Genomic DNA, 16,660 nt, shown 5'->3' on the forward strand with positions numbered 1-16,660 from the left:
GGTGGGACCCCCGGGAGGGGTCCCACCGACGGCCGGGGGCCGGGTCCCGCGACACCGCGGGACCCGGCCCCTGCCCGTTCCACGGGCGCGCGGGGGCGCCCACTAGCGTTCTCCCCATGTCCCGCCGCGCGAAGATCGTCTGCACCCTGGGTCCGGCCACCAGCTCCCTCGAGCAGATCACCGCCCTCGTCGAGTCGGGCATGGACGTCGCCCGGCTCAACTTCAGCCACGGGTCGCACGCCGACCACGAGGCCTCCTACCTCAAGGTGCGCCAGGCCTCGGACCGGACGGGTCACGCCGTCGCCGTCCTGGCCGACCTGCAGGGCCCCAAGATCCGCCTCGGCACCTTCGCCGACGGCCCGGTCACCTGGGAGACCGGCAGCCGGGTGTGCATCACCGTCGACGACGTCGAGGGCACCGCCGAGCGGGTCTCGACCACCTACAAGGGCCTGGCCGCCGACGCCCGCGTGGGCGACCGGCTGCTGGTCGACGACGGCAAGCTGGCGCTGTCCGTGGTCGGCGTCGACGGCCCCGACGTCTGGTGCCTGGTGGTCGAGGGCGGTCAGGTGTCGAACAACAAGGGGCTGTCGCTGCCCGGCGTCGCGGTGAGCGTCCCGGCACTCTCGGAGAAGGACGAGGAGGACCTCCGCTTCGCCCTGCACCTCTCGGTCGACTTCATCGCGCTGTCGTTCGTCCGCTCCCCGGCCGACGTCGAGCTGGTGCGCGACATCATGCGCCAGGAGGACATCAGCGTCCCGGTCATCGCCAAGCTGGAGAAGCCCGAGGCGGTGGAGAACCTCGAGGCCATCGTCGAGGCCTTCGACGGGATCATGGTGGCCCGCGGCGACCTCGGCGTGGAGCTGCCCCTGGAGACCGTGCCGCTGGTGCAGAAGCGCGCCGTGCAGGCCGCCCGCGAGCGCAACAAGCCCGTCATCGTGGCCACCCAGATGCTCGAGTCGATGATCGAGAACTCGCGGCCCACCCGCGCCGAGGCCTCCGACGTCGCGAACGCCGTCCTCGACGGCGCCGACGCGGTGATGCTCTCGGGGGAGACGTCGGTGGGGCGCTACGCGATCGGTGCCGTCCGCACGATGGAGCGGATCATCGACGCCGTCGAGAGCGACGAGGCGTGGGTGCCCGAGCTGCACCGCAAGTCGCGCTCGCGCTCCGGGGCGATTGTGCGGGCCGCCCGCGACGTCGCCGAGGCGATGGGCGTCAAGGCGCTCGCGACCTTCACCCAGACCGGCGACAGTGCCCGCCGGCTGGCCGCGCTGCACCCGCGGCAGCCGCTGCTGGCCTTCACCGTCGACCCGCGGGTCCGCAGCCAGCTCGCGCTGTCCTGGGGCGTGGAGACCTTCCTCGTGCCCTCGGTGCAGCACACCGACGACATGGTCCGCCAGGTCGACTTCTCCCTGCTCTCCATCGGCCGGCTCCGGGAGGGCGACCGCGTCGTCGTCGTGGCCGGCAGTCCGCCCAACACCCCCGGGTCGACCAACCTCATCCGCGTCCACGAGGTCGGGACCGACTCGTGACCGGTGGCGACTCCCAGGCCGCCGCCCTCATGACCGTCCTCGGCCTCGAGGAGCGGGACCCCGACGTCTTCGTCGGCCGCACGCCCAGCACCCGCCTGCAGCGCATCTTCGGCGGCCAGGTGGCCGGGCAGGCGCTCATGGCGGCCGGGCTGACCGTGCCGGGGGAGCGCGGGGTGCACTCGCTGCACGCCTACTTCCTGCGGCCCGGCGACCCGCACGAGGAGCTGCGCTACCGGGTCGAGCGGATCCGCGACGGCCGGTCGTTCTCGACCCGCCGGGTGATCGCCTGCCAGCGCCGCGGCGCGGAGGACGTCGCCGTCTTCGCGCTCACCGCCGACTTCCACGGCGGCGAGCACGCCGTCGTCGCGCACGCCCGGCCCATGCCGGAGGTCCCCGGCCCCGGCGAGCTGCGGTCGCTGGCCGACCACGCGGCCGGCCACGGCGACCTGGCCGCGCCGGCCCTGGAGATCAGCCGCGCCGTGGAGCAGCGCCCGCTGGCCGACCCCTTCGCGCCGGACCCCAAGTCGCCGCCGCACACGCAGTCGCACGCGTGGTTCCGGGTGGCCGGGCGGCTGCCGGAGGACCCCGCCGTGCACGCCGCGGCGCTGACCTTCGTCACCGACCTCACGCTGCTCTCGGCCGGCCTGGCGCGGGTCGGCGGCGGCTGGGGCGGCCGCTACGTGGGCGCCAGCCTCGACCACGCCGTCTGGTTCCACGCGCCGGTGCGCGCCGACGAGTGGTTCCTCTACGAGACCGACAGCCCGGCGGCCTCCTCCGGCCGCGCGCTGTGCTTCGGCAGCATCTGGTCGGCCGACGGCACGCACGTGGCCACGGTCGCGCAGGAGGGGCTCATCCGGTCACTGGGGGAGTGACCGGCTCCCGCTCGGCCTCCGCCGCCTGACGCTCGGCCTCGGCCCTGCGCTCGGCCGCCGCGGCACGCTCGGCCTCGGCCCTGCGCTCGGCCGCCGCGGCACGCTCGGCCTCGGCCTTGCGCTCGGCCTCGGCCCGGGCGCGCTCGGCGGCCTGCTCGGCGAAGTCGGCGGCCAGCCAGTCGTGTCCCTCGCACAGCAGCGCCCAGGCGCGCTCGACGTGCGCCCGCGTCGTCGTCGGCGCTCCGATGGCCACCCGCAGCACCACCCGGCCGCGCACGCTGGTGTGGGTCAGGTAGACCTCGCCGCCGTCGTTGAGCCGCTCGAGCAGCGTCATGGTGGCGACGTCGGCGTCCACGTCGGCCGGCCACCGCGGCTGCAGGCAGACCAGCGACAGCGGGTGCGGCGTGACGACGTCGAAGCGGTTGTCGGCGTCGGCCCAGCCGGCCAGCTCCTGCGCCAGCGCCACCCCGGAGCGCACGTGCGCCCGCAGCCCCTCCGCGCCGTACCAGCGCAGCACCGCCCACAGCTTGAGCGCGCGGAAGCGGCGGCCGAGCTCGACCTGCCAGTCGCGGTAGTCGACGACCGCGCCCGCGTCGGTGGCGGCGTTGCGCAGGTACTCGGGCAGGATCGCCAGCGCGCCGGTGAGCGCGGCGCGGTCGGCGACCCAGAAGAGGGTGGCGTCGAAGCCGGTGAGCAGCCACTTGTGCGCGTCGGTCGTGTAGCTGTCGGCCCACTCGACGCCGGCCTGCAGCGCCCGCAGCTCGGGGGCGACGGCGCTCACGCCCGCGTAGGCGGCGTCCACGTGCAGCCACGCGCCGTGGTCCCGGCAGATCGGGCCGAGCTCGGCGAGCGGGTCGACGGCAGTGGTCGACGTCGTGCCGACCGTGGCGCAGACCAGCACCGGGCGGAACCCGCGGGCCACGTCGCGCTCCAGCCGGGCCCGCAGCGCCTGGGGGCGCATCGCGAGGTCGCCGTCGACCTCGACGACCCGCACCGCGTCGGTGCCCAGGCCGGCGATCCGCGCCGCCTTCTCCATCGAGGAGTGCGTCTCCGACGAGACGTAGACGGTGTGCTCCTCGGGCCGGACGCCGTGCCGCACGGTGGCGCCGCCGCTGGCCCGGTGCAGCGCCGCGAGCAGCGCCACGAGGTTGGCCCCGGAGCTGGAGTCCTGGACGACGCCGCCGCCGGTGCCGGTGGACCGGTACGCCTCGGGCAGGCCGAGCAGGTCGGCGAGCCAGTCGAGGACGTGCTGCTCGAGCTCGGTGGCCGCCGGGCTGGTCACCCACGACATGCCCTGCACGCCCAGGCCCGCCGACAGCAGGTCGCCCAGCACGGACGGCCCGGAGGTGTTGGCGGGGAAGTAGGCGAGGAAACCGGGGTGCTGCCAGTGGGTGACCCCGGGCAGGACGACGCGGTCGAGGTCGGCCAGGACGGCGGAGAACGGCTCGCCCTGCTCCGGTGCCGACGGCGGCAGCGCGGCCCGGACGTCGCCGGGGGAGACCCGCGAGCGCACGGGGAAGGACTGCAGGCGCGACCAGTAGTCGGCGATCCAGTCGACCACCTCGTGACCGTGCTGCCGGAACTGCTCGGGGGTCATGTGGGGCACGGGCTCGCTCACCCCGTCACCGTATTGCCCGCGACGAAGGGACCCCGGAGGGGTCCGGGAGGAGCGAGGCGACGCAGGACGAGGACGCTGGGACGCGAGCCGCCCTGCGAGGCGGTGCGAGGAGTGGGGGCGGAGCTTCCGCGACGAGTGCCGGGATCGGCTCCACGGCGGTCAGGGACGGCTCGTGGCCGCGGTCGCCGTCCGACGAGCGGGGCCCGGCAGGTCCCCGAGGAGGACTCGACCGCGGGGCTCCACGGCGGTCGGGGACGGCTCCAGGCCGCGGTGTCGGCCGCTGGGCCGACGATGGGCACCGTGCGCCCGGTGTCGGCCGGTAGGCCGACGATGGGCACCGTGCCCCCGGTGCGACTCGAACGCACACTGCGCGGGTTTTGAGTCCGCTCCCTCTGCCGATTGGGGTACGGGGGCTGCGCGACCGAGGTCACGGCGCCCGCAGCCTAACCGGGACGCCGCTGCCGGCCGTCGTCGCTAGGCTCTGCGCCCGTGAGCAGCGAGCCGACCCGGGTCCTCATCGCCGAGGACGAGGCACTCATCCGCCTCGACCTCAAGGAGATGCTCGAGGAGGAGGGGTACGTCGTCGTCGCCGAGGCCGGCGACGGGCAGACCGCCGTCGACCGGGCCCGGGAGCTCTCGCCCGACCTGGTCATCCTCGACATCCAGATGCCGGTGCTCGACGGACTGGCCGCCGCCGAGCAGATCGCCGCGTCGCGCATCGCCCCGGTGATCGTGCTGACCGCCTTCAGCCAGCGCGAGCTGGTCGAGCGGGCCCGGGACGCCGGCGCCATGGCCTACCTGGTCAAGCCGTTCTCCAAGAACGACCTCGTGCCGGCCATCGAGGTGGCCCGTGCCCGGTTCACCGAGATCGCTGCGCTCGACGGCGAGGTGCGCACCCTCGAGGAGCGGCTGGAGACCCGCAAGGTCGTCGAGAAGGCCAAGGGCGTGCTCATGAACCGCGAGGGCATGACCGAGGCCGAGGCGTTCCGCTTCATCCAGCGCACCGCGATGAACGAGCGCACGTCGATGAAGGCCCTCGCCGAGCGGATCCTGTCGCCCGACGCACCCGTGCCCGCGGACGGTGCACCCTCCTGAGGGACGCCGTTCACACGACCGGATCGGGCGAGGTCACGACCTCGTCACGGTTCCGGCCGTCCGGCTCCGCGGCAGTGGGCAGCAGTTAGGTTCTGCGGACTGACGGGGCCGGTGCCCTCATGCCCGGCCGCGGACCGACGTACGACAACTGGGAGTTGCTGGATGCGCACGCGTACCTACGCCCGCAGCATCGCCGTCACGTCAGCCGCGCTCGTCGCGCTCACCGCCTGCGGTGGCGGCGACGACGGCGGCGGCAGCGACTCGGGCGGCGACGCCTCGGGGAGCGGCGAGAAGCAGGTCAACATCTACGGCACCGACGGCAACATGGGCTCCACCCTCGGCGAGGACTTCGAGGAGCAGGGTGCCCTGGCCGGCATGAAGGGGACCCTGCCGCTCACCGAGCTGGCCGGGGACTTCACCGACCGCCTCCTCCAGGTCGACCCGAACCTGGGCAACACGTTCAACTACGCCGGCGAGACGTACGACGCCATCGTCATCACGGCCCTGGCCGCCCAGCTGGCCGGCACCAACGACGCCAACGTCTTCAAGGCCTACGTCAACGGCACCACCACCGGTGGCGAGAAGTGCGACACCTTCCAGGCCTGCATCGACATCGTCAACGCCGGGGGCAACCCCGACTACGACGGCATCAGCGGCCCGCTGGCCTTCGTCGACGCCGGTGAGCCGGCCGCGGCGAGCTTCGGCATCCAGCAGTTCGGCGACGACAACGCCATCGACGACTCGCTGACCGAGTTCGTCCTTGCCGGCGACGAGGCCAACGCCACGACCGACGAGGGCCCGGCCCCCGCGGCCCCCGGCACCACCGGTGAGCAGCTCGTCGTCGGCACCCTGCTGCCGCTGACCGGTGACCTCGCCTTCCTCGGCCCCCCGGAGGTCGCCGGCGCCCGCCTGGCCGTCCAGGAGATCAACGCCGCCGGTGGCGTCCTCGGCCAGGACGTCCGCCTCGAGGAGGGTGACTCGGGCGACGCGACGACCGACACCGCCACGCAGACCGTCGACCGCCTGCTGCAGGCCGGCGTCAACGCGATCGTCGGTGCGGCGTCCTCGACCGTCAGCCTCAACGTGATCGACCGGATCACCGCGGCCGGCGTCATGCAGATCAGCCCGGCCAACACGTCGGACCAGTTCACGACGTACAACGACAACGGGCTGTACTTCCGCACCGCTCCGCCGGACGTCCTGCAGGCGCGCGCCCTGGCCGACCTGCTCGCCGCCGACGGCAACAACACCGTCGGCATCCTCGCCCGCAACGACTCCTACGGGAACGGCCTCGCGGAGAACACCCGCGAGAACCTGCTCGCCGGCGGTCTGAGCGAGGACCAGGTCGTGAACGTGATCTACGACCCCAACGCGGCGAACTTCGACGCCGAGGTCCAGCAGATGGTGGAGCTCAACCCCGACGGCATCGTCGTCATCGGGTTCAACGAGTCCTCGCGCATCATCCAGGGGCTCAACGAGAACGGGATCGGCCCGCAGCGCTGAGTCCCGCGGACGCCGTCCCGCGACGGCGCCCACCCGCACCACCCACCGTGGCCCGGTCCCCCAGGGGACCGGGCCACGGCCCGTTCCAGGGGCCGGCACCGGGCTCGGCGCTCCGGTCGCCGGCTGGCGGGCGCCCGGTCGCCGGGCGGTTGCGGAGCGGCCCGCCGTCGGCGGGGTCGGCAGCCTGGGGCGTGAGGGGCGGACCGGCAGCCCGTGCGGTCGGGGGCCGGGCAAGTGTCGGCCCCGCCGTCCCTGCACCGGGGCCGGGGACGCCGAGAGGCCGGCGCCCCCACGTGGGGACGCCGGCCTCCGGTGTGCCGTCCGGGGTCAGTGCGCCTTGGCGAGGGTCCCCAGGTAGAGCTCGATCACCTTCGGGTCGGTCATCAGCGACCGGCCGGTGTCGGTGTAGGCGTTGCGGCCCTGGTCGAGGACGTAGCCGCGGTCGCAGATCTGCAGGCAGCGGCGGGCGTTCTGCTCGACCATGATGATCGAGACGCCGGTGGCGTTGATGCGCCGGCAGCGGATGAACACCTCGTCCTGGTACGCCGGCGAGAGGCCCGCCGACGGCTCGTCGAGCAGCAGCACCGAGGGGTCCATCATCAGCGCGCGGCCCATGGCGACCATCTGCCGCTCACCGCCCGACAGCGACCCCGCCTTGCCCTTGCGCCGCTCGCCGAGCAGCGGGAACAGGTCGACGACGTAGTCGAAGCGGTCCTTGAACGTCTTCGACCGAAGGTAGACGCCCATCTGCATGTTCTCCTCGATGGTCAGCGAGGGGAACACGTTGTTGTTCTGCGGCACGTAGCCCACGCCCAGCGACACCAGCCGGTGCGCCGGGGCGGAGGTGATGTCCTCACCGCGCAGCGACACCTGCCCCGAGCGCACGGGGATGAGCCCGAACAGGGTCTTGAGCAGCGTCGACTTGCCGGCCCCGTTCGGGCCGATGATGCCGACGAGCTCGCCCTCCTGCAGGTAGAAGTCGCAGCCGCGCAGGATGTTGACACCGGGCACGTAGCCGGCGACCAGGTCGTCGGCGCGCACCAGGGCGCCCTCCGCGAGGCGCAGGTGCTCCTCGCGGGTGGCGGCCTTCTCCGCCGGGGAGAGCTCGGTGCTCCCCGCGGCGGCCTCGTCGGCGCGGGTGACGTCCTCGCCGGACTCGTCGACCTCGAACAGCGGCTCGCTCATCGTCCCTCTCCCCGGGTGGTGGTGTCGGAGTCGATGACCTCACCGTGCTCCTCGTGTGCGATCCGCCGCTCGGCCTCGGCGAGGACCTGGTCCTCCTCCTCGACGGTGAGCGGCGCGTCGTGGTGGGCACCGAGGTAGGCGTCGACGACGGCCTGGTTCTGGCTGATCGACTCGGGCGGACCCTCGGCGATCACCCGGCCGGCGGCCATGACGACGACCCAGTCGCTGATGTCGCGGACCACGTCCATGTCGTGCTCGACGAAGATCACCGTCATGCCCTCCTCGCGGAGGTCCTTGACGTGGCCGAGCAGGCTCTGGGTCAGCGCCGGGTTCACGCCGGCCATCGGCTCGTCGAGCATGACGACCTGCGGGTCGCTCATCAGCGCCCGCGCCATCTCCAGGAGCTTGCGCTGACCGCCGGAGAGGGTGCCGGCGAACTCGTCCTTCTTGGCGTCGAGCTTGAACCGCCGCAGCAGCTCGAGCGCCTTCTCGGTGTTCGCCTTCTCCTGCGACCGCCAGGTGCCGGGCACCAGGGCGCGCAGGAAGCTCTCCCCCCGCTGGCCCTGGGCGCCGAGCAGCATGTTCTCCAGCACCGTGAGGCGCGAGAGCGCCTTGGTGAGCTGGAAGGTGCGGACGACGCCGAGCCGGGCCACCTGGTGCGGCGCCAGCTTGCCCAGCGGGCGGCCGTCGAACGACCAGGTCCCGGTGTTGGGCTGGTCGAAGCCGGTGAGCAGGTTGAACAGCGTCGTCTTGCCCGCACCGTTGGGCCCGATCAGGCCGGTGATGCCGCCGCGCTGGATCTCCAGGCGGTCGACCGACACCGCGGTCAGGCCGCCGAAGGTGCGGGTGACGTTCTCGACGACGATCGCCGGGTCGGGCTTGGCGACGCCGACCTCCCAGGGCACGTCGCGCAGCGCCGCCTGGGCCAGCCGCTGGGGCGCGCCCCGGTGGGCGGGACCCTTGTCCAGCGACGCGGCGTGCGCGCCGGTGGGGGTGTTCTCAGCGGGCATCTCACCGGGCATCGAGCATCACCTCTCGTCGGTCGCCGAAGATGCCCTGCGGCCGGAAGACGAGCAGCAGCATCAGGCCCAGCCCCACCAGGACGAAGCGGATCTGCGCCACGTCGGTGGCGGAGAGCAGCCCCTCGGGGATGATCCCGTTGCTGATCAGTGCCCGCAGACCGGTGTCGGCGAACTGGATCACGAACAGCAGGATGACCGCGCCGACCACCGGGCCGAGCACGCGGGCGGCGCCGCCCAGGATGAGGACGGCGTAGGCGAGGAACGTGTTGGCGTTCTGGAACTGGTCGGGGTTCGCCGCGCCGGTGCCCACCACGTAGACCATCCCACCGAGCGCGCCGATGACGCCGCCGAGCACCAGCGACTGCATCTTGTAGAGGTAGACGTTCTTGCCGAGCGCGCGGACGGCGTCCTCGTCCTCGCGGATGGCCTTGAGCACCCGGCCCCAGGGGCTGCGCACGAGCAGCCACACGAGCAGGCACAGCAGCGCCACCAGCACCCAGCCGACCAGCGCCACCCACAGCTCGCCGCCGCTCCAGCGGGTGCCGAGGATCGAGTAGCGCTGACCGGTGTCCCACGGCGCCAGGGAGACGAAGTCGCCGTTGAACGCCGAGAGGCCCCGGGTGCCGCCGGTGACCTCGCTGGCCGACACCGACCGGAAGAGCAGTCTCAGTCCCTCCGCCGTCGCGATGGTCGCGATGGCGAGGTAGTCCGCGCGCAGCCGCAGGGTCGGCAGGCCCAGCAGCAGCGCCAGGACGACGGCCGCGCCCAGGCCGACGAGCACGCCGACCCAGAAGTCCAGGCCCCACTGGCTCACCGAGATGGCGATGCCGAACCCGCCGAGCAGGGCGAAGGCGATCTGCCCGAAGTTCAGCAGGCCGGTGTAGCCGAAGTGCACGTTGAGGCCGATGGCCAGCAGCGCGAAGAACACCGCCTGGAAGCCGAGCGCCGACTTGCCGGCGACGGCGAGCGCGTTGATGAGGTCGCCCATGGCTCAGCCGATCCGTGCGCGGCTGCCCAGGATCCCCTGGGGCCGGATGACGAGGATGACGATGAGGAGCAGCAGCCCGCCGACGTACTTGACGTCGTTGGGGATGACCAGCGTCGACATCTGCACGAAGACGCCGACGATGACGCTGCCCACGAGGGCGCCGTAGGCCGTGCCCAGGCCACCGAGGGTGACGCCGGCGAACATCAGCAGCAGCAGCTGGAAGCCCATGTCCCAGCGGACCTGGTCGGACAGGCCGAGCAGGACGCCGCCCAGGGCCGCGAGCGAGCCGCCCATCATCCACACGACCAGGATCACCCGGTTGACGTTGATGCCGGAGGAGGCGGCCAGGTCGCGGTTGTCGGCGACCGCACGCATCGCCTTGCCGATCTTGGTGCGCTGCAGCATGACGGCGACCAGGACCAGGACGACCACCGAGATGATGATCGAGACCAGCGACTGGTTGGTCAGCCGGAACAGGCCGTAGTCGACCGCCCGCGAGGCGCCCAGGCCCGTGTAGGGGTTGGAGTCGCCGCCGTAGAGGATCTGGACGAGGTAGCGCAGCAGCAGCGACAGGCCGATCGAGACGACCAGCGCGGCGACCAGGCCGGTGCCGCGGCGGCGCAGCGGCCGCCACAGGCCGAGTTCGTTGAGGGCGCCGAAGGCAGCGCCGCCGATCATGGCGATGATCGCGGCCGGGATGATCGGCACGCCGAGGCCGACGTTGACCCACCAGGCGAACAGCGCACCGATGGTCACCAGCTCGCCGTGCGCGAAGTTGGTCAGGCCGGTGGTGCCGAAGATCAGCGACAGGCCGACCGCGGAGATCGCGATGAGCAGGCCGAAGCGCAGGCCGTCGACGAACAGCTGGATGGCGCGGACGTTGCCGCCGCCGGACCCGGTGCTGCCGTCGTTGAGGCCGAACTGCACCGGCTGGCGCCGTCCGGCGTCGACGGTGACCGTGCGGCTGTCCTCGCCGCTGAGCACGACGCCCTCGGGCAGCGAGTCGGCGTCGATGGTGACGGTGTACTGGCCGGGACCGGGGAGGTCGACGGCGAAGCGGCCCTCGTCGTCGGTCTCGGCGGTGTCGACGTCGTCGCCGTCGGCGGTGGTGACGGTGACCTCGATGCCCTCGATGGGGCCGCTGCGGCTGGTCTGCAGGGTGCCGATGACCTGCTCGCCCTCGGCGCCGGCGGTGCCGGGGACGAGGACGGCCAGGCCGCACGCGGCGACGAGGACCAGCAGGAGCCGGAGCAGCACCCTGCTGGCGGCCGTCCCGGGGCCGGAGCGGATCGCGCCCCGGGCGTCCCTGGTCCGCCCGGCACGGGCTGACGGGTGCCTCACACAACCTCCCTGGTCGTGGCAGTGGAGCCCGGACGGTAACCCAGCGGCGTCGCTTCGCCGTTCCCTCGTCGCCCACCTGTGACCGAAGCGCGACACGCGCGGGTGACCGCCCGTGTCCGCCCGACCGGCGCGTCGCAGCGGCGCGCGGTCGCCGGGGGTGCAGGCTCGCGGCACCGTCCAGGGGAGGACACCGTGTCAGGTACCGGTCAGCGGTCCCGCGTGGTCACGCGCACGGCACGTCCGGGCGACCTGCCCGCCGTCCTGGCGCTGGTGCGCCAGCACCGCGTCGAGGCGCACGCCGAGGGCGTCCTCACCGGGCAGACGCCCGGCGCCGCGGCGGCTGCCGGCTTCCGGCGGCTGCTGGCCGACCCCGCGCACCGCGTCGTCCTCGCGGTGCTGCCCGGGGCGAACGCGCGGGACGGCAGCGGGTCGGCCGGAGAGGTCGCCGTCGGCCTGGCCGTGCTCGGGCTCGACCCGCTCTCGGCGCTGCTCGGCGTCCCCCAGGTGACCGTCGACAACCTCGTCGTCCACCGCGACCACCGGCGGCGCGGCGTCGGGGCGGCGCTGCTCGCCGCGGCCGCCGGGCACGCCGGCGACGTCGGTGCCGAGCACGTCGTGGTCGCGGTCGGGGGGCACGAGGCCGAGCGGCAGCGGTTCTTCGCGCGGATGGGCTTCGCGCCGCTGACCACCCGGCGGATCGTGCCGCGGGAGACGCTGCTGCGGTCGCTGGCCGCCTGGCAGCGGGGCGGGGTGCCCGTGCCCCGGCGGCCGGTGCCGCGCCGCCGTCCGGTCCCGCGCGGCCTGGCCCCCTACGGCGCGGTGGCCGAGGGCTAACCGGCTCCTGCGCGGCGATCTCCTGCGCGGCGATCTCCTGCGCGGTGATCTCCTACGTGGCGAGGATCGCGCAGGTCAGCCGGGCGCTGGCCGTCGTCCGCCCCCGGTCGTCGGTGACCTCGATGAGGAAGGTCGACAGCGTCCGGCCGCGGCGCACCGGCGTGCACACCGCGGTCACCGTGCCCTGCGTGGCCGCCCGCAGGTAGCTGGCGTTGAGCTCCACGCCCACGACCCGCCGGCCGGGGCCGGCGCCGATGACGGCCGCCCAGGACCCCAGGGACTCCACCAGCGCGCAGGTGGCGCCCCCGTGCAGCAGCCCGTAGGGCTGCTCGTTGCCCTCGACCGGCATCGTGGCCACCAGCCGGTCGGGGGAGTAGTCGACGATCTCGATGCCCAGCTTGTCGTCGAGCGGGCTGCGGGCCACCGCCGGCAGCCAGTCCGGAGGAGAGGTCGTCACGCCGGGCACGGTAGCCAGCGCCCGCAGTGACCTCCGGTGCGGGCCCGGACCGTCCCCGCCCGGACCTAGGATCGGCGGCGATGTCCGCTCCGGTGACCACCCCCGCGCCCACCGCCCCCTCGAGTACGGGGACGCGGCCGCGGTTGCTGCTCCTCGACGGGCACTCGCTGGCCTACCGCGCGTTCTTCGCCCTGCCGGTGGAGAACTTCTCGACGACGACGGGCCAGCCGACCAACGCCGTGTACGGCTTCACGTCGATGCTGATCAACGTGCTGCGCGACGAGCAGCCCACGCACCTGGCGGTCGCCTTCGACGTCGGCCGCAAGACCTTCCGCAGCGAGATCTACGCGGAGTACAAGGCCAACCGCACCGAGAGCCCGACGGACTTCCGCGGCCAGGTCAGCCTCATCCAGGAGGTGCTGGGGGCGCTGCACGTCCCGGTGATCACCGCGGAGGGCTACGAGGCCGACGACGTCATCGCCACGCTCACCGTGCAGGCCGTCGAGCAGGGCATGGACGTGCTCATCTGCACCGGTGACCGCGACGCGCTGCAGCTGGTGAACGAGCACGTCACCGTGCTCTACCCGCGCAAGGGCGTCTCCGACCTGACCCGGTTCACGCCGGAGGAGGTCGAGGCCAAGTACGGGCTGACGCCGCGGCAGTACCCCGACTTCGCCGCGCTGCGGGGCGACCCGAGCGACAACCTGCCCAGCATCCCGAGCGTGGGGGAGAAGACCGCGGCCAAGTGGGTCCGCGAGTACGGCTCCCTCGACGAGCTCGTCGACCGGGTCGACACGGTGAAGGGCAAGGTCGGCGAGAAGCTGCGCGAGCACCTGTCCTCGGTGCTGCAGAACCGCCGGCTCACCGAGCTCGACCGGCAGGTGCCCCTCGAGGTGGGCCCGCAGGACCTCGCCGTGCGCGCCTGGGACCGCAACGAGGTGCACACCCTCTTCGACAACCTGCAGTTCCGGGTGCTGCGCGACCGGCTGTTCGCCACGCTGTCCAGCGCCGAGCCCGAGGTCGAGGGCGGCTTCGACGTCACCGCCGACGTCGTCCCCGCCGGGGGCGTGGCCGCCTGGCTCGACGCGCACGCCCGCACCGGGCGCACCGGCGTCGTCTTCCGCGGGACCTGGGGGCGGGGCACCGGCGAGCTGACCGGCCTGGCGCTGGCCGCCGGTGACGACCACGCCGTGTTCGTCGGCACCGGTCCCGAGCTCGACGCCGCCGACGAGCGGGCCCTGGCCGACTGGCTGGCCGACCCGGCGACGGAGAAGGTCGCCCACGACGTCAAGGGCCCGCTGCTGGCGGTGTGGGCGCGCGGCTGGGACCTGCAGGGCCTGGTGAGCGACACCGCGCTGGCCGCCTACCTGGCGCTGCCCGGTCAGCGGTCCTTCGACCTCGGCGACCTGGCGGTGCGCTACCTGCGCCGCGAGCTCAAGGACGCCGCCGCCCCCGACAGCCAGCTCACCCTCGACGGGATGGGCCCCAGCGAGGCCGACGTCGCCGCCGAGGCCGCGCACGCCGACGTCCTCAAGGCCGTCGCGGTCAACGACCTCTCCGACGCCCTCGAGCAGGTGCTCGGGCAGCGGGGCGGCGACCACCTGCTGGGCGAGATCGAGCTGCCGCTCACCCGCGTGCTCGCCGGCCTGGAGCGCACCGGCATCGCCGTGGACACCGAGCTGCTGCACGAGCTGCAGCGCGAGTTCGCCGAGGGCGTGGCCGCCGCGGCCGCCGAGGCCTACGCCGTCATCGGGCACGAGATCAACCTGGGCTCGCCCAAGCAGCTGCAGGCGGTGCTGTTCGACGAGCTGGGCCTGCCGAAGACCAAGAAGATCAAGAGCGGTTACACCACCGACGCCGACGCGCTCACCTACCTGCTGGCCCAGACCGGGCACCCGTTCCTCGAGCACCTGCTGCGCCACCGCGACGTCACCCGGCTGCGCACGGTCATCGACGGCCTGATCCCGATGGTCGACGACGCCGGCCGCATCCACACCACGTACCAGCAGACGATCGCCGCCACCGGCCGGCTGTCCTCCATCGACCCGAACCTGCAGAACATCCCGATCCGCACCGCCGAGGGCCGGCGGATCCGCCAGGCGTTCGTCGTCGGCCCGGGCTTCGAGTCGCTGATGACCGCCGACTACAGCCAGATCGAGATGCGGATCATGGCGCACCTCTCCGGCGACGAGGGCCTCATCGAGGCCTTCACGTCGGGGGAGGACCTGCACTCCTTCGTCGCCTCCCGGGCCTACGACATCCCGATCGAGGACGTCGACCCGGAGATGCGCCGCCGGATCAAGGCGATGAGCTACGGCCTGGCCTACGGGCTCTCCGCCTACGGCCTTGCCCAGCAGCTGCGCATCTCCACCGAGGAGGCGCGCGAGCAGATGCACGCCTACTTCGAGCGCTTCGGCGGGATCCGCGAGTACCTCGACGGGGTCGTCGACGACGCCCGCCAGACCGGCTACACCGAGACGACGCTGGGTCGCCGCCGCTACCTCCCCGACCTGACCAGCGACAACGGGCAGCGGCGGCAGATGGCCGAGCGGATGGCGCTCAACGCTCCCATCCAGGGGTCGGCCGCCGACGTCATCAAGGTGGCGATGCTCGGCGTCGACCGGGCGATCACCGCCGGGGGCCTGTCCTCCCGGGTGCTGCTGCAGGTGCACGACGAGCTCGTGCTCGAGGTGGCGCCGGGTGAGCGGGAGGAGCTCGAGGCGCTGGTGCGCCGCGAGATGGCCGGCGCCGCGCAGCTGTCGGTGCCGCTGGAGGTCTCGGTCGGCTACGGCGCCAGCTGGGACGCCGCCGCCCACTGAGGCAGGACCCCGGTGCCCCCACGCCCCGCGCGCCCGGCGTGGGCCCCTGCACCGGGGCCGGGCCCCCGCCCCGCGGCGTGCGGCGGGTCCCGGTCGCCGGCAGTCCCGGTGCCGGCAGGACCACGCCGGCCCGCGAGCTCGCCGGCCGGCTGGGCCTGCCCCACACCGAGACGGACGCGCCGTGCCACGGTCCCGGCTGGGTGCCGCGGCCGGCGTCCGCGGCCGACGTCGACGCCCTGCCGGCCTGGAGCGGCCCCGGTGCAGGGACCCGTGTCGAGCGTGCGAGGCGTGGGGGCACCGGGGTCCTCTCCCAGTACCCGTCGGTGCAGCCGCAGCTGAACGGCCCGGGGTCCGCCGCGATCCGGCGGGACGACGCCACGACCTTCGGCGCCGCGGCGCGCACCCGCGGGCTCGTCGTGCGGCCGCAGGGCGTGCGGGCCGCCGACCGGTGGCTCGCCGCCCAGGGCCGACCCCGAGCCTCGACCTCGGGTCGATGGTCAGGGTCGGTGCGCCACCAGGACCAGCGTGCCCGGGACGAGGGCCCCCCGCTCCGGGGACCACTGCCCCCACACCTCGGTGCGGCCCGGCGTCCACTCGGGCTCGACCAGGTCGTCGAGCACCAGGCCGGCGCCGACGACCGCGCGCACCCAGTCGCCCACCGTGCGGTGGTGCTCGACGTAGACCGTCCGCCCCTCGCCGTCGGTCTCCACGTAGGGCCGCCGGTCGAAGTAGGAGGACACCACGTGCAGGTCGTCGGGGTCGGGGGAGTCGGGCAGCGGCCAGCGGAAGGGGTGGTTGACCGACGCCGCGAACCGCCCGCCCGGGCGCAGCACCCGCGCCACCTCGGCCAGCGCCCCCTCGACGTCGGCGACGAACGGCAGCCCGCCGAAGGCCGAGCAGACGACGTCGACCGACGCGTCGGCCAGCGGCAGCGCGCCGGTGTCGGCCTGCAGCAGCGGGACGGGCAGGCCGGTGGCGCGGCCCAGCTCGGCGGCCCGGGCGAGCATGCCGGCGGACACGTCGAGCGCGACGACGTCGGCCCCCGCCCGGCGCAGCCAGCGGGCGCAGGGCGCCGAGCCGCAGCCGACCTCCAGCACCCGGCGCCCGGCGACGTCGCCGAGCAGGTGCGCGTCGGCCTCGCGCAGTCCCTCGGGGCACCACAGGAAGTCCACGTCGCCGAGGTCCGCGCCGTGCTCGGCGAGGTAGGCCGGTGCGGCGGCGTCCCACCAGCCGCGGTTGGCCCGCGCCGACTCCTCGGGGCCCGCGGGGCGCCGCTCGACGCCACCGGCGGCGGGGTAGCCGTCGGGGCCCAGCGGCAGGGCGGTCGGCGGGCTCATGACACGCCGATGGTGACACGCCGCGCCGGTCCTGGCGGGTGTCGACCCAGGTGGACC

Annotated in this window: 13 protein-coding genes and 1 tRNA gene; 6 read left to right on the forward strand and 8 right to left on the reverse strand. The window is 73.9% G+C overall.

The window, feature by feature from the left end; genetic code table 11:
- The first annotated feature begins 116 nt into the window (after positions 1-116).
- Positions 117-1,532: a pyruvate kinase gene (pyk, locus tag BMZ33_RS12105; protein WP_091110520.1), complete on the forward strand. Its 1,416-nt coding sequence runs from the start codon at positions 117-119 to the stop codon at positions 1,530-1,532.
- The gene (locus tag BMZ33_RS12110; RefSeq protein ID WP_169064221.1) at positions 1,529-2,404 is read left to right on the forward strand and encodes an acyl-CoA thioesterase; all 876 of its coding nucleotides are present in this window, start codon (positions 1,529-1,531) and stop codon (positions 2,402-2,404) included. The genes pyk and BMZ33_RS12110 overlap by 4 nt, the downstream gene beginning before the upstream one ends.
- Here the strand turns inward: BMZ33_RS12110 and BMZ33_RS12115 are convergent.
- Together BMZ33_RS12115 and BMZ33_RS12120 are read right to left on the reverse strand one after the other, a co-directional pair.
- A complete protein-coding gene (locus BMZ33_RS12115) occupies positions 2,382-4,022 on the reverse strand; it encodes an aminotransferase class V-fold PLP-dependent enzyme (RefSeq protein WP_169064222.1) in 1,641 nt (546 codons plus the stop codon). The genes BMZ33_RS12110 and BMZ33_RS12115 overlap by 23 nt on opposite strands.
- Positions 4,023-4,362: 340 nt before the next feature.
- Positions 4,363-4,436: transfer RNA gene (locus BMZ33_RS12120), tRNA-Leu, on the reverse strand.
- A gap of 75 nt (positions 4,437-4,511) precedes the next feature.
- On the opposite strand from BMZ33_RS12120, the gene BMZ33_RS12125 reads away from it, so the two are divergent.
- Both BMZ33_RS12125 and BMZ33_RS24475 read left to right on the forward strand, forming a co-directional pair.
- Entirely contained in the window at positions 4,512-5,117 is a 606-nt protein-coding gene (locus BMZ33_RS12125; protein WP_091110522.1) for an ANTAR domain-containing response regulator, read from the forward strand.
- 162 nt (positions 5,118-5,279) lie between these two features.
- Positions 5,280-6,620, forward strand: coding sequence for an ABC transporter substrate-binding protein (locus BMZ33_RS24475; RefSeq protein ID WP_091110526.1), 1,341 nt, complete (start codon positions 5,280-5,282; stop codon positions 6,618-6,620).
- Positions 6,621-6,947: 327 nt separating this feature from the next.
- Here the strand turns inward: BMZ33_RS24475 and BMZ33_RS12135 are convergent, their stop codons facing one another.
- Genes BMZ33_RS12135 through BMZ33_RS12150 form a run of 4 tightly spaced genes read right to left on the reverse strand, consistent with a single transcriptional unit; the run spans position 6,948 to position 11,072 of the window.
- Positions 6,948-7,805, reverse strand: coding sequence for an ABC transporter ATP-binding protein (locus tag BMZ33_RS12135; protein WP_169064223.1), 858 nt, complete (start codon positions 7,803-7,805; stop codon positions 6,948-6,950).
- The gene (locus BMZ33_RS12140) at positions 7,802-8,827 is read right to left on the reverse strand and encodes an ABC transporter ATP-binding protein (protein ID WP_169064224.1); all 1,026 of its coding nucleotides are present in this window, start codon (positions 8,825-8,827) and stop codon (positions 7,802-7,804) included. Before BMZ33_RS12140 ends, BMZ33_RS12135 begins: the two co-directional genes overlap by 4 nt.
- Positions 8,817-9,815, reverse strand: coding sequence for a branched-chain amino acid ABC transporter permease (locus BMZ33_RS12145; protein ID WP_091110527.1), 999 nt, complete (start codon positions 9,813-9,815; stop codon positions 8,817-8,819). Before BMZ33_RS12145 ends, BMZ33_RS12140 begins: the two co-directional genes overlap by 11 nt.
- Before the next feature lie 3 nt (positions 9,816-9,818).
- Positions 9,819-11,072, reverse strand: a complete 1,254-nt coding sequence (locus BMZ33_RS12150) for a branched-chain amino acid ABC transporter permease (protein ID WP_091110530.1) — start codon at positions 11,070-11,072, stop codon at positions 9,819-9,821.
- A gap of 276 nt (positions 11,073-11,348) precedes the next feature.
- Here BMZ33_RS12150 and BMZ33_RS12155 point away from each other — a divergent pair, with 276 nt between their 5' ends.
- On the forward strand, positions 11,349-11,990 hold the full coding sequence (locus tag BMZ33_RS12155) for a GNAT family N-acetyltransferase (RefSeq protein ID WP_169064225.1): 642 nt from the start codon (positions 11,349-11,351) through the stop codon (positions 11,988-11,990).
- 52 nt (positions 11,991-12,042) lie between these two features.
- On the opposite strand, the gene BMZ33_RS12160 is transcribed toward BMZ33_RS12155, so the two are convergent.
- Complete coding sequence (locus BMZ33_RS12160; protein ID WP_091110983.1) at positions 12,043-12,447, reverse strand: PaaI family thioesterase; 405 nt, start codon at positions 12,445-12,447, stop codon at positions 12,043-12,045.
- An 80-nt stretch (positions 12,448-12,527) separates the two neighbouring features.
- On the opposite strand from BMZ33_RS12160, the gene polA reads away from it, so the two are divergent.
- Positions 12,528-15,266 (forward strand): DNA polymerase I, encoded by a 2,739-nt coding sequence (gene polA / locus BMZ33_RS12165; protein ID WP_091110534.1) that lies wholly within the window; start codon positions 12,528-12,530, stop codon positions 15,264-15,266.
- A gap of 497 nt (positions 15,267-15,763) precedes the next feature.
- Here the strand turns inward: polA and BMZ33_RS12170 are convergent, their stop codons facing one another.
- Positions 15,764-16,603, reverse strand: a complete 840-nt coding sequence (locus tag BMZ33_RS12170; RefSeq protein ID WP_091110537.1) for a class I SAM-dependent methyltransferase — start codon at positions 16,601-16,603, stop codon at positions 15,764-15,766.
- Positions 16,604-16,660 lie beyond the last annotated feature (57 nt).

The organism is Geodermatophilus dictyosporus, from assembly GCF_900115505.1.
Lineage (GTDB): Bacteria > Actinomycetota > Actinomycetes > Mycobacteriales > Geodermatophilaceae > Geodermatophilus > Geodermatophilus dictyosporus.

What these genes read in the sequence shown, in the direction of transcription:
- pyk (WP_091110520.1), top strand. Translation starts at nt 117, where the DNA reads ATGTCCCGCCGCGCGAAGATCGTCTGCACCCTGGGTCCGGCCACCAGC.
- BMZ33_RS24475 (WP_091110526.1), top strand. Translation starts at nt 5,280, where the DNA reads ATGCGCACGCGTACCTACGCCCGCAGCATCGCCGTCACGTCAGCCGCG.
- BMZ33_RS12135 (WP_169064223.1), bottom strand. Translation starts at nt 7,805, where the DNA reads ATGAGCGAGCCGCTGTTCGAGGTCGACGAGTCCGGCGAGGACGTCACC.
- BMZ33_RS12140 (WP_169064224.1), bottom strand. Translation starts at nt 8,827, where the DNA reads ATGCCCGGTGAGATGCCCGCTGAGAACACCCCCACCGGCGCGCACGCC.
- BMZ33_RS12145 (WP_091110527.1), bottom strand. Translation starts at nt 9,815, where the DNA reads ATGGGCGACCTCATCAACGCGCTCGCCGTCGCCGGCAAGTCGGCGCTC.
- polA (WP_091110534.1), top strand. Translation starts at nt 12,528, where the DNA reads ATGTCCGCTCCGGTGACCACCCCCGCGCCCACCGCCCCCTCGAGTACG.
- BMZ33_RS12170 (WP_091110537.1), bottom strand. Translation starts at nt 16,603, where the DNA reads ATGAGCCCGCCGACCGCCCTGCCGCTGGGCCCCGACGGCTACCCCGCC.